Genomic DNA, 13,403 nt, shown 5'->3' with positions numbered 1-13,403 from the left:
TATGAGCAGACAATATGAAACAGTAATAGGACTTGAGGTTCATGTTGAACTTGCAACACAGACAAAGATATTCTGTGGATGTTCAACTAAGTTTGGTGGAGCTCCCAATACACATACATGTCCAGTATGTACAGGTATGCCGGGTTCACTCCCTGTACTTAATAAACAGGTAGTTGAATATGCTATGGCAGTAGGACTTGCAACTAATTGTACAATAACTAAGAATTGTAAATTTGACCGTAAGAATTATTTTTATCCTGATAATCCACAGAACTATCAGATATCACAGTTATATTATCCAATATGCAGGAATGGTGGTATAGAGATAGATGTCAATGGCAATAAGAAAGTAATAGGAATTCATGAGATTCATATGGAAGAAGATGCAGGTAAGCTTATACATGATGAGTGGGAAGACTGTTCTCTTGTAGACTTTAACCGTTCAGGTGTACCACTTATAGAGATTGTATCAGAACCTGATATGAGAAGTGCAGATGAAGTTATAGCATATCTTGATAAATTAAGACTTATAATACAATATCTTGGAGCATCTGACTGTAAGCTTCAGGAAGGTTCAATGAGAGCGGATGTTAACTTATCTGTAAGAGAAGTTGGAGCACAGGAATTTGGAACAAGAACAGAGATGAAGAATCTTAACTCATTCAAGGCAATTGCACGAGCTATTGAAGGAGAGAGAAGACGACAGATAGAGCTTATAGAAGAAGGCAAAAAAGTCATTCAGGAGACAAGAAGATGGGATGATAATAAGGAATATTCATATGCAATGCGTTCTAAAGAGGATGCACAGGATTATAGATATTTTCCAGAACCAGATCTTGTACCTATTATAATTAGTGACGAATGGATAGAGAGGGTAAGAAAAGCACAGCCCGAACTTAGAGATGAAAAAAGACTCAGATATAAAGAAGAATTTGATATTCCGGAGTATGATGCTGATATACTTACATCATCAAAGCATATGGCAGATCTCTTTGAAGAGACAGTTGCTATATGTAAAAAACCAAAAGAAGTATCAAACTGGCTTATGGTAGAAGCAATGCGACTTCTCAAAGAAACTGAAAAAGAACCGGAGGATATGGATTTTGCACCAGAGAATCTTGCAAAACTTATTGAACTTGTAGGAGATAGTAAGATTAATAGAACAGTTGCAAAAGAAGTATTTGAGTTGATATTCAAAGAAGATATTGATCCTGAAGAATATGTAAAAGAAAAAGGTCTTATGATGGTTAATGATGATGGACAGCTTAGAAGTGTTATCGAAGCAGTAATAGAAGCTAATCCACAGTCAGTAAGCGATTACAAAAATGGTAAAGAAAAGGCATTAGGATTCCTTGTAGGTCAGACTATGAAAGAGATGAAAGGCAAAGCTAATCCAGGTAAGATTAATGAAATATTAAGAGAACTCTTATAGAATTAGAGATTAGTAGAACTTTTATATAGGCAGAGATAATTAGAGACTAATAGAACTTTTATATAGATAGAGATAATTAGAGATTAATAGAACTTCTATATAGACAGAGATAATTAGAGATTAATAGAACTTTTATATAGGCAGAGATAATTAGAGGTTGATAGAACTTCTACAGATGTAGAGAGTGAAATAGCGTGTGAGAATTTCTCACACGCTATTTTAGATCATAGAATATTATATAATAATGAACAATAATCTGTATTAATCAATAAAACATATTACGAATAATCATCATATTATAAATCATTACATAGTATAAATCATTACATTTCATTAGTAATTATACTAGTAAGAACAACATAATTATTTGATAACATAATTAGCTGGCTGTGTTGATGATGAGCCTGATGCAATGAAACATACTGAACATGACTGTCCAGGAGCTAAATCTGGACTCCATGCAGGGTTAGTAACAACATAGTGATTGTTACTTGATGAGCTTAGAGTAGCTCCCCATAATGAGTTTATATTACATCCATAATCAAATTCAACAGTCCATCCACTTATTGTAGTTGAACCAGTATTAGTTACTGTAATCTCAGCACTGAAACTACTTCCCCAGTCACTTGTTACTTTATAAGTGCAAGAGATATTTTTATTACCTGTAGAAGATGAACTTGTAGGTGTTTCGGTAGATGCTTCAGTCGCTTTTTCAGTAACTTTCTCAGTAGCTTTTTCAGTAGTAGCTTCAGTAACTTTTTCTGTTGAAGTTTCAGAAGTAATAAGTGAAAGTTTCCATTTCTGGTTATTAGAGTACTTGTTATTGTATTGAATTACATTAGCACCATTATTTTTGCTGGCACCTGATACATCAATAGCTTTTTTAAATCCTGATACTTTAGTTACAATAGAGTAAGAACCGTCAGAATTCTTAATAAATGCAAATTTTTGTGAGTCGCTGTCAGCATCTTTTGAAAGCTCAATATTAGTATTGTTAGAATTCTTTCCACCTTTTACAGTAACAGCCATCTTATAATTAGAACATGCAGCAAGAAGTTTGTAATATCCGTCACTAGTCTTAACCACTTTAAACTGCTGTGGATTAAGACCATTGCTTTCCCACTGGCCTATGTTACTTCCTTCAGCTGTAAGTCCATTATATACATCAAGACATTTGCCACTGTTTACATTAGTAAATGTATAGATTCCATTATTAGTAAGTTCGGCATAAGCAGTAGAAGAAGCTGAACCAGTAGTAGTAGCTTCTGTTGACTGAGAAGTTGTTGGCTGTGTAGCAGTAGTAGAATTCTGAGAAGAATTAGATGTACACTTGCCATATCGTATACCCATACCTGATGTTGTCATATATACAGTACCAAAAGTACGCATATCACCAACAAGCTGCATACCATTACCTACGCCACCAAACTGTGTATAATCATCATTGATTCTTGTCCATGTATTACCTTCATTAGTTGAACGGAATAGACCATTAGTGCCATTAACAGTACCCCATATATATATAGTAGGATATGAAGCACCATCAGCTGCTTTACCAAATCCAACAGCTTCACATTTTGATACGTTAGATATTGCAGTAGCTGTCATCTGACCGTTAACTGTCTTATATCTTACAAGTGATGTATTACTCCATTCTCCATTAGCCTGCCATACTTCCCCGGCTTTAGTAGGAACGGCTGTGATTCGGTTAATTCTCTTGTTGCTGTCAGGGTTGGCAACTTTATTAAAGTTATTACCATAATCTGTACTGTAGTATAAGTAGTCACCGGAAGATATATATACTGTACCGGCTGTTACTGTATCAGCAACTACTCTTACACCAGAAGTAGAAGATGAGAATATCTGTCTTGAAGTATATCCTGTAAATGAACCATTTTTATATGTAAAAGTATATAATGTCTGACCATAGTTAGTTGACCATTCAGAACTGTTAGATGAAGGCATCCAGTATACATGACTTCCATCAGCTGATATAGCAACGCTGCCTAATTGACCAAGACCATGTGAATTAGGAACTTCTTTCCATGAGACACCATTATCTGTTGAGTATCTTAAGAAGTAGTAGTATCCTCCATCTTTGTAACATCTTCCGGTATATACCATAAAATTAGTATTAGTAGGACATACGGCAATACCTGTTGTATGTCCGGTTGTATTACCAAGTGAAGTTGTAGGATAAGAATCTACATTAGTAAGTCTGTATCCGCCAGTATCGAATTCAGCAGCTACAAGAACAGCATCACCGGTTGCGGGTGCAACAATATCAAGAGGAACACTTTCTTCGATACCATTTACCATGAATGTAGCTTTTACAGCTTTTGAAGTAAATAGATTGCTAAGTTCAAATATACCGTCACCTGAAGTTATAAAAGCTTTGCTTGTGTTACCCTGGTTAAGAGTTACATCACCTGACCAATGAAGTGAGTTGGATTCAATCCAGTCTCTTCCATTACTGTCAAGAACTAAATTGTTATTATCAGCAGTATGTTCAGTCCAATTCTTACCTCCATTAGTTGATGTGAGAATCTTAGTTCCCCATACAGGAGTGCTATTGCCTTCCCAATACTGTTTGGCATAGATATTAACAAGTGTTGCCACCATTCGGTTGTTATTATTATAATCAACACTTATACCACCAAGACCGTATGAAGAGTTGGTATATAATGTCTGCCATTTGCCAGTTGAGATTGTATATACAGCGATAGAACCGGCTGTTGCTGTATCATAAGTTTTATTTGCAAAAGTTACATAGAGTTTACCATTAGAGATATCATATTTCTGTGGAAAATATCCATTTCTAAGTGAGATGTCAGTCCATGACTTGCCACCATCTGTTGATTTGTAGAAGTTGTTAGATGAATTGCCAACACCTGCAAATATTGTTTTAGATGATTTATCAATGATAATCATGTCAACACCAAAATCATAACTTGTTGAAGGAGCACTCATTATCTGTGTCCATGTGCTGCCTTTATCAGTTGATTTCCATATACCATCCCATCTTGTACCACAATATAATGTTGATGAATTGTTAGGATCAACAATAAGTCGTTCACCTGTGTTACGTCCCTGTCCATTACCATGGGCTCTGAATGGTACACTAATATATTCGAAAGATTTACCACCGTTAGTAGAGCGTAATATATAGCTCTTACTGTCGTTAGTATAATGGAGTCCTGCAAACATATATACAGTATTAGAATTAGAAGGATCAACTGCGATAGATTCAATACCAAGGGCAGAACTTGTATCTTTGGATATATCAGCACTGATACTTATCCATGTTTTATTATTGTTGTTCCATCTGTATGCACCGCCGACATCAGTACGCGCATAATATACATTAGGATCAGATGTCTGAATTACACCTGTAACAAATCCGCCGCCGCCAATATTTACATTGCTCCATTCATAAGAACCATCAGTTGTAGTAACTGCAGATGCAGAAGCTGCACTTACAGTATTATTCTGAAAGTGGTTCCATGAGATGGCTGTAAAGGCAACAGTAAGGCTTAATGCTACTGAGATGATTTTTGCACTTTTTTTCATTCGTAAACCTCTCTTGTCTTATATATTATTTAAAAATATAGTACTAAAAACTAAATACTACTAATACAGTTTACCATATTGCTAAGTCAAAAGATGTCTTTTTAGTATAAGTATTTATTCCTATTTTTAAGATTAATAGTACCGAAAATAGTACTATTGTGTACAAAATTACAAAGAAAACTGAATAGTAAATAAAAATATAAAAAATGAAATAAAATGTAGAAACAAATTATTGAAAAAAGTTTGAAATTCCCCCCTAAAAGGGGGGGGTTTTAAAAAAGTGGGTACTATATAATCAGTCATGAGGTAAGGGAGTAAGAAAGTGTAATGATAAGGAGAGTCATATGAAAAAGGTTAAAAAAATTATTGCAAGGGTTACTGCAGTAGTTGTATTTTCAGCCTGCCTCTTTACAGAATATGACACTAATTATGCGGGCGAGTTTCAGAGGATGGATAAAGCTTATTATAAGGCTGATGAGATGCGGTACAATGATTTGGCAATTGATTCATCATTCAAAAAATGGAAAAACGCTTATTATACTATGGCAGATGACAGTGGCCGATTAGCTGTTTTTAATAGCCAGGGTAAGCGGATAACAGAATATGAATTCAAAGGCAGCAGTACAGAAACAGATCTTTACAGATTTGTATATGGAACCGGAATATGTAGTAATGAGAAAAAAGAATATGGAATTATGACACCAGCAGGACAGATGTTAGTTCCGTATGGGAGGTACTCAAAGATTACAAGAGCCGGAGCTTTATACAAAGCTACTTACACTACAGGAGAATCAGTTATACTTAATATGTATGGTGAGGAGACATATAAGCCTGCTGATAATGAGAAAGTCTATGGGCTTTCGGATGTGTTGTGTGTGGTAGAAAATCAGGAGAGTGGTGAAATAAAACTGTTTAATAATAATGGAGACATTATATGTATTACAGAATATGTAAATAGCGATTATGACAGGAACATAGCCGTATATCTTGATCATATTTATGTATTTACATATGGAAACAGAAGCTACCTGATTGATGCTTTTTCTGATGGAATCGTAGGAGAGTTTGAAGGAGTATATAAGATTAAGAAGGCAGTAGAGAGTGAAGGAAGTGAATGTATATTACTATCTAATGCAAGAAGGGGAATCTTTATAACGGATGGAAAAGTAATTGAGGATGAATCTGATATTGATGACTGCAGGTTTGAGAATGATATGCTTACAATCAGCAAAAATGGGCTGGTCTCAGTGTATTCTAAAAATGGAGAAGCGATATTAGAAGGTATTAAGGGTGTATATATATATAGTAAGAATACATATGCTGTACAGAGAACAGAAGAACCATTTGTAGAGATCTATAATAATGGAAACGTGACCGCAACGATAAGTAAGTATACTTTAGATAAGAATACTTCTTTTACCTCAAATAATGTATTTGCTGTAAGATCTGACAGAGATAAAAAATTCTATATGTATGATTTTAGCGGAAAGCAGATTAACGAAAAAGGATATGATACAGTTGATATTGTTAATAACAATAATTGTAAGACTTGTATAGTATCAGAGCATAAAGATATATATAAGCTTGTTAATATATATGGAAGAACTGTATCAGATGAGTATTATCGTGTTGAAGAACTTACAGAGACGAATGATGCTGTATATTTTATAGGCAGCAGTACTAATGGAGTAATGACTTTAATAGATTGTGAGGGAAATATCATCTTTAAGGGAGATGGAATGAAAGTAATAGAGAATTATGACGGTGAAACCTGCATAACAATATTGAACTGTAACGGAAAATATGAGATCTATAATATAGAAGATCATGAATATATTATAGATGATGCAGATTCAGTAGTAAACTGCGATTGTGGCTATATCACCGCAACATTTTTTGGAAAAAGAAAATATTATACATACAAAGGTATGCAGATAAACGGACTGGAGTAATCCAGTCCGTTTATTTATGTAATATTCTATTTTCATTAAATTATTTGGTTGTATCATTGTTATTAGATTCACTATCAGCGTTATTTGAATAATCATCAAAAATATAATCAAGGCTTGGAGAAAGTCCGACAATCTGACAACCGTATGAAAATTCGCCATTGTCAAGTGGTTCGCATCTCATAATTCTTATAACACAGTAAAGATTAGAAGCGTCACCTCCAAGTTTGAGTTCTGCATTGAAATAGTAATCTAATGGAAATATGCTTTTGGAAGTAAAACCAATGCCTTCTCTAGATATATTTTCAACAGTAATAGGAGAATCGATATCAGTAATACTTACATTATTCTGTCTGAAAAGTGTTGAAATACTAAGATGCATCTCAACAGGTATTCTCTTACTTCTTCTTTTTTCCATAGTAAATTCCCTCCTCATTATAAGATGTACTCTCGGAATCTTCTTTAAACAAATAATTCTGGCTATATTTCCGATATGCTGCTTCCATTTTCTCGTCGTACACACCGTGTACGCACTGCAAAAATGTTATTGCATATCAAAAATTTATCTCAGAATTCTTCATTTAGAAGATTCCGAGAGTACATTAAGCGTCTGTAACTATTATAGTACATTAGTCCCATAAAAAACAATAGTAAATTTGTTTATCAGAAAAAATAAATAAACATATATCATATATTAGAATAACTTATAAATATTCATACAATCTAACTATAATGCAAGAGGTTGATTTTACTAATTTTGTGTTATATAATTTTTGGTGATGATATTAGTTTAGTAAAAAGAATCACATGCAGTCAGACTGCAGTGATATCGTAATTATGATTTTTTATAAAGGAAAGGTTTGAGCAGATGAATAAATATCCTACACAAAAGGAATTTGATGATTTTGAAGGACCTCATGACGAATGTGGCGTTTTTGGCGCATACGATTTTGACGGAGGAGATGTTGCATCATCAATCTATTATGGCCTGTTTGCGCTTCAGCACAGAGGGCAGGAAAGTTGTGGTATTGCAGTAAGTGATACCAACAAAAAAGGTGTTAAGGTACTTTCACACAAAGACATGGGCCTTGTTAATGAAGTTTTTACACCTGAAATATTAGACAGTCTAAAAGGAAATATAGGTGTGGGTCATGTAAGATACTCTACTGCAGGAGCAAGCACTAGAGAGAACGCTCAGCCTTTAGTTCTTAATTATGTAAAAGGCATACTTGCATTAGCACATAATGGTAATCTTATTAATGCACTTGATCTTAGAGATGAACTTGCATATACAGGTGCCATATTCCAGACAACAATCGATTCAGAAGTTATAGCATATCATATAGCAAGAGAAAGACTTAATTGTGGATCAGTAGAAGCAGCAGTTTCAAGAGCAATGAAAAAAATAGTAGGTGCTTATTCACTTATTGTAATGAGTCCTAGAAAGTTAATTGGAGCAAGAGATCCTTTTGGATTCAAGCCATTATGTATAGGTAAAAGAGATAATACATATTTTCTTTCATCAGAGACATGTGCTCTTGATGCAGTAGGTGCAGAGTTTGTAAGAGATGTAATTCCTGGAGAGATAGTTACAATTACTGAAAGAGGAATCGAATCAGATACAACTTTATGTCAAAAAGAATTTGCAAGATGTATTTTTGAATATATTTATTTTGCAAGACCAGATAGTTATATAGATGGAATAAGTGTATATAATTCAAGAATTATGGCTGGTAAGATACTTGCAGAGACACATCCTGTTGAAGCAGATCTTGTAGTTGGTGTTCCAGAATCAGGTAATGCAGCAGCACTTGGATATTCACTTCAGTCAGGAATACCTTATGGCATGGCTTTTGTTAAGAATAGCTATGTTGGACGTACATTTATAAAACCAAAACAGTCTCAGAGAGAATCAAGCGTTATGATAAAACTTAATGTTTTGAAAGAAGTTGTAAAAGGCAAAAGAGTAATTATGATTGATGATTCAATCGTAAGAGGTACAACAAGTGAGAGAATTGTAAGAATGCTTAAGAATGCAGGTGCGACAGAAGTACATGTAAGAATAAGTTCACCACCTTTTACACATCCATGTTATTTTGGAACCGATATACCATCAGGAGATCAGCTTATTGCAGCTAATCATACAGTTGATGAGATATGTACAATGCTTGGAGCAGATTCACTTGGATATCTTCCACTTGAGAGACTAAGTGATATGATTAATGGAGATACACACTATTGCGACGGATGCTTTACAGGTAATTATCCTGTAGAACCACCTACACAGGACATTCGTGGCGAATATGAAAAATAATTGGAGGTTTATTATGGCAACAGACAGATACCAGACTCCTTTGGGAGAGAGATACGCAAGTAAGGAGATGCAGTACATCTTTTCACCAGACAAGAAGTTTAGAACTTGGAGAAAATTATGGATTGCACTTGCAGAAACAGAACATGAATTAGGACTTGATATTACACAGGAACAGATAGATGAATTAAAAGCACATGCAGAAGATATTAACTATGATGTAGCTAAAGAAAGAGAAAAATTAGTAAGACATGATGTTATGTCACATGTATACGCATATGGTGTTCAGTGTCCAAAAGCAAAAGGAATTATTCACCTTGGTGCAACATCATGTTACGTTGGCGATAATACAGATCTTATAATAATGACAGAAGGATTAAAACTTGTAAGAAAGAAATTATTAAATGTAATGTCAGAACTTGCAAAGTTTGCTGACAGATATAAGAATCTTCCAACTCTTGCTTTTACACATTTTCAGCCTGCACAGCCAACAACAGTTGGTAAGAGAGCATCATTATGGTTAATGGAATTAAAACTTGATTTTGATGATCTTGAATATCTTATAGGAAGTATGAAACTGTTAGGATCAAAAGGAACAACAGGAACACAGGCAAGTTTCCTTGAATTATTTGATGGAGATCATGAGAAGATAAGAAAGTTAGATAAGATGATTGCCAACAAGATGGGATTTGATGATGTATATCCTGTTTCAGGTCAGACTTATTCAAGAAAAGTTGATACAAGAGTGCTTAATGTACTTGCAGGAATTGCAAGCAGTGCACATAAGTTCTCTAATGATATAAGATTATTACAGCACTTAAAAGAGATTGAAGAACCATTTGAGAAGAATCAGATTGGATCATCAGCAATGGCTTACAAGCGTAATCCAATGAGAAGTGAGAGAATTGCATCACTTGCTAATTTTGTAATGGCAGATGCAATGAATCCGGCAATGACAGCTTCAACACAGTGGTTTGAGAGAACACTTGATGATTCAGCTAACAAGAGATTAAGTGTACCGGAAGCATTCCTTGCAGTAGATGGAATCCTTGATCTGTATCTTAATGTTGTAGATGGACTTGTTGTATATGAAAAAGTTATTAATAAGAGACTTATGTCAGAATTACCATTCATGGCAACAGAGAATATAATGATGGATGCTGTAAAAGCAGGTGGAGACAGACAGGAACTTCATGAGAGAATCAGAACTCTTTCAATGGAAGCAGGAAGAAATGTTAAAGAAAGAGGACTTGAGAATAATCTCCTTGAACTTATCGCAGCAGATCCAGCATTCAATCTTACACTTGAAGAGTTACAAAAGACTATGGATCCTTCAAAATATGTTGGACGTGCACCAGAACAGGTTACAGAATTCTTGTCAGAAGTTATTAATCCTATTCTTGATGCTAACAAAGAAGAACTTGGTCTTACAGCTGAGATTAATGTATAATAAGATAATATCTTTGTAAGATATTATATAAAAATATATAATATAGTGTATAAGATAATTATCAATAGTATTAATACAAATAAGATAGTACATTAATGCAAAATAAAAATAATTTTGAAACTTTAATACAGAATAGAATTATTAATAGATAGAATAGAGAGAAGAGTATTATGAATATTAATCTTGAGTATTACAAAATCTTCTATTATGTCGGAAAATTAAATAGTATATCAAAAGCAGCTAATAAGTTATGTATTTCACAGCCGGCAGTAAGTCAGGCTGTGAAACTTTTAGAACAAGAATTAGGAGCTGATTTGTTTATACGAACATCAAAAGGAACAAGGCTTACTCCAGAGGGGGAAGCTTTGTTTTCGTATGTGGAAAGAGGCTATGAGACAATACTTCTTGGTGAAAAAAAATTCATGGAGATGACTAATCTTACAGCAGGTGAGATACATATCGGAGCAAGTGATATGACTCTTAGATATTATCTCTTACCATATCTTGAGAGATTCCACGAGAACTATCCGAATATAAAGATATCGGTTACTAATGCACCATCACCAGAGACACTAAAATATCTTGAAGAGGGAAGAATTGATTTTGGCGTTATAAGTGAGCCTTATAATGTTCGTGGAGATTTTGTATATAATAAAGTATCAGCAATAAGAGATACATTTGTTGCCGGACGTAAATTCATTGAACTTAAGAATAAGACACTTTCATATAAACAGTTAGAGAATAATCCGGTAATATTTTTAGAAAAAAATACAAGTACAAGAAGATATATGGACGCATTTCTTGAAAGTGAAAATGTTAATATTAATCCGGAATTTCAGCTTGCTACAAGCGATATGATAGTTCAATTTGCACGTCGTAATCTTGGTATAGGATGTGTTGTTAGAAGCTTTGCAGAAGAATACTTAACGAGTGGCGAGTTATTTGAATTACAATTTGGAAGAAAGATACCCGAGAGACACATCTGTGTTGTTACTTCTGAAAAAACATCAATATCAGTAGCAGGTAAGAAATTACTTAATGAATTGATAAAAGAATAAGAATTGATAAAAACATAAGAATCGATTAAAGAATAAGAATTGAATGAAGCATAAGAATCAGATGGGGATATGTTTGATGAATTGATTGTGGTATAAGCATAACTTATACCATACATAAATAATATTGATTTTACTTATGACGATAAATAATATATAATATGTAAGTAACAGATAAGTTACTTATATATTAACAAATATTATTGATAAGTATTATCAGGAGGAAAGATACATGGTAAAAGCAATTGTTGGCGCTAACTGGGGCGATGAAGGAAAAGGTAAGATTACAGATATGCTTGCAGAGGAATCAGACATTATTGTAAGATTCCAGGGTGGAAGTAACGCAGGTCATACAATTATTAATGATTATGGTAAGTTTGCACTTCATTTATTACCATCAGGTGTTTTTTACAATCATACAACAAGTGTAATTGGTAATGGTGTTGCATTGAATATTCCTTATTTATTCAATGAAGTTAAGAGTCTTACAGATAAAGGTGTTCCAACACCTAAGATTTTAGTATCAGACAGAGCACAGATTCTTATGCCATATCATGTAGACTTTGATGCGTATGAAGAAGAGAGACTTGGAGGTAAGTCTTTTGGCTCAACAAAATCAGGTATTGCTCCATTTTATTCAGATAAATATGCAAAGATAGGTTTTCAGGTAAGTGAATTATTTGATGAAACATCACTTAGAGAGAAAGTTGAGAGAGTAGTTGCTTATAAGAATATCTTACTTGAACACTTATATCACAAACCACTTCTTAATGCAGATGAGATATTTAATCTAATGCTTGAATACAGAGAGATGGTTAAACCATACGTTGCTGATGTATCTAAATATCTTCATGAGGCAATCAAAGAAGGTAAGAACATCTTATTAGAAGGTCAGTTAGGTGCATTAAAAGATACAGATCATGGTATCTATCCAATGGTTACATCTTCATCAACACTTGCTGCATATGGTGCAATCGGTGCCGGAATTCCAGCAGCTGAGATCAAAGATGTAGTAACAGTAGTAAAAGCATATTCATCAGCAGTAGGTGCAGGTGCGTTCGTAAGTGAGATCTTTGGCGATGAAGCAGATGAACTTAGAAGACGTGGCGGCGATGGCGGTGAATTCGGTGCTACAACAGGTCGTCCAAGACGTATGGGATGGTTCGATGCAGTAGCAACAAGATATGGTTGTAGAATGCAGGGCGCAACAGAAGTTGCACTTACAGTTCTTGATGTATTAGGATATCTTGATGAGATTCCAATGTGTGTTGGATATGAGATTGATGGTAAAGTTACAAAAGATTTTCCAACAACATATCAGCTTGAGAAAGCAAAACCAGTTCTTAAGACAATGCCAGGTTGGAAATGTGATATAAGAGGAATCAAGAATTATGAAGATCTTCCAGAGAATTGCCGTAAATATATAGAAACAATCGAAGAAGAGATTGGAGTACCAATTACAATGGTATCAAATGGACCAAAGAGACATGAGATTATCTACAGAAACAGATAATAACTAACTTGCAAGGTACATTTTAATATCTGCAGGGTATATTTAAATGCAGAGTAAATAGTAAAATAGTCATAATGCTAAGGCAGGGTTTACTATAAAATAGTCATAATGCTAAGGCAGAGT

General features: G+C 34.2%; 8 protein-coding genes. 6 read left to right on the top strand and 2 right to left on the bottom strand.

The window, feature by feature from the left end:
* Window position 1: 1 nt before the first annotated feature.
* Window positions 2–1,432, top strand: coding sequence for an Asp-tRNA(Asn)/Glu-tRNA(Gln) amidotransferase subunit GatB (gatB, locus tag KQI85_RS01605; protein ID WP_216574342.1), 1,431 nt, complete (start codon window positions 2–4; stop codon window positions 1,430–1,432).
* Between the two features lie 363 nt (window positions 1,433–1,795).
* On the opposite strand, the gene KQI85_RS01600 is transcribed toward gatB, so the two are convergent.
* Window positions 1,796–5,002, bottom strand: a complete 3,207-nt coding sequence (locus tag KQI85_RS01600) for an RICIN domain-containing protein (protein ID WP_216574340.1) — start codon at window positions 5,000–5,002, stop codon at window positions 1,796–1,798.
* 344 nt (window positions 5,003–5,346) lie between these two features.
* On the opposite strand from KQI85_RS01600, the gene KQI85_RS01595 reads away from it, so the two are divergent.
* On the top strand, window positions 5,347–6,954 hold the full coding sequence (locus KQI85_RS01595) for a hypothetical protein (protein ID WP_216574339.1): 1,608 nt from the start codon (window positions 5,347–5,349) through the stop codon (window positions 6,952–6,954).
* Window positions 6,955–6,994: 40 nt separating this feature from the next.
* On the opposite strand, the gene KQI85_RS01590 is transcribed toward KQI85_RS01595, so the two are convergent.
* Window positions 6,995–7,369, bottom strand: coding sequence for a PilZ domain-containing protein (locus tag KQI85_RS01590; protein WP_216574338.1), 375 nt, complete (start codon window positions 7,367–7,369; stop codon window positions 6,995–6,997).
* A 450-nt stretch (window positions 7,370–7,819) separates the two neighbouring features.
* On the opposite strand from KQI85_RS01590, the gene purF reads away from it, so the two are divergent.
* The 4 genes from purF to KQI85_RS01570 all read left to right on the top strand — a co-directional run bounded on the left by purF (window position 7,820) and on the right by KQI85_RS01570 (window position 13,280).
* Window positions 7,820–9,265 (top strand): amidophosphoribosyltransferase, encoded by a 1,446-nt coding sequence (gene purF / locus KQI85_RS01585; RefSeq protein ID WP_216574337.1) that lies wholly within the window; start codon window positions 7,820–7,822, stop codon window positions 9,263–9,265.
* A gap of 13 nt (window positions 9,266–9,278) precedes the next feature.
* Window positions 9,279–10,712, top strand: a complete 1,434-nt coding sequence (purB, locus tag KQI85_RS01580) for an adenylosuccinate lyase (protein WP_253293708.1) — start codon at window positions 9,279–9,281, stop codon at window positions 10,710–10,712.
* A 170-nt stretch (window positions 10,713–10,882) separates the two neighbouring features.
* Window positions 10,883–11,770, top strand: a complete 888-nt coding sequence (locus KQI85_RS01575) for a LysR family transcriptional regulator (protein WP_216574336.1) — start codon at window positions 10,883–10,885, stop codon at window positions 11,768–11,770.
* Window positions 11,771–11,999: 229 nt separating this feature from the next.
* Window positions 12,000–13,280: an adenylosuccinate synthase gene (locus KQI85_RS01570; RefSeq protein ID WP_216574335.1), complete on the top strand. Its 1,281-nt coding sequence runs from the start codon at window positions 12,000–12,002 to the stop codon at window positions 13,278–13,280.
* Window positions 13,281–13,403 lie beyond the last annotated feature (123 nt).

This window comes from Falcatimonas sp. MSJ-15 (assembly GCF_018918265.1).
In the GTDB taxonomy this organism is placed as follows: Bacteria; Bacillota; Clostridia; order Lachnospirales; family Lachnospiraceae; genus Falcatimonas.
Note: the sequence above shows the minus strand (reverse complement) of the source record. Positions and strands in the feature narration are given on the sequence as shown.

Coding starts and splice junctions, on each gene's coding strand:
- KQI85_RS01575 (WP_216574336.1), top strand. CDS start 10,883: ATGAATATTAATCTTGAGTATTACAAAATCTTCTATTATGTCGGAAAA.
- gatB (WP_216574342.1), top strand. CDS start 2: ATGAGCAGACAATATGAAACAGTAATAGGACTTGAGGTTCATGTTGAA.
- KQI85_RS01570 (WP_216574335.1), top strand. CDS start 12,000: ATGGTAAAAGCAATTGTTGGCGCTAACTGGGGCGATGAAGGAAAAGGT.
- purF (WP_216574337.1), top strand. CDS start 7,820: ATGAATAAATATCCTACACAAAAGGAATTTGATGATTTTGAAGGACCT.
- purB (WP_253293708.1), top strand. CDS start 9,279: ATGGCAACAGACAGATACCAGACTCCTTTGGGAGAGAGATACGCAAGT.
- KQI85_RS01590 (WP_216574338.1), bottom strand. CDS start 7,369: ATGGAAAAAAGAAGAAGTAAGAGAATACCTGTTGAGATGCATCTTAGT.
- KQI85_RS01600 (WP_216574340.1), bottom strand. CDS start 5,002: ATGAAAAAAAGTGCAAAAATCATCTCAGTAGCATTAAGCCTTACTGTT.
- KQI85_RS01595 (WP_216574339.1), top strand. CDS start 5,347: ATGAAAAAGGTTAAAAAAATTATTGCAAGGGTTACTGCAGTAGTTGTA.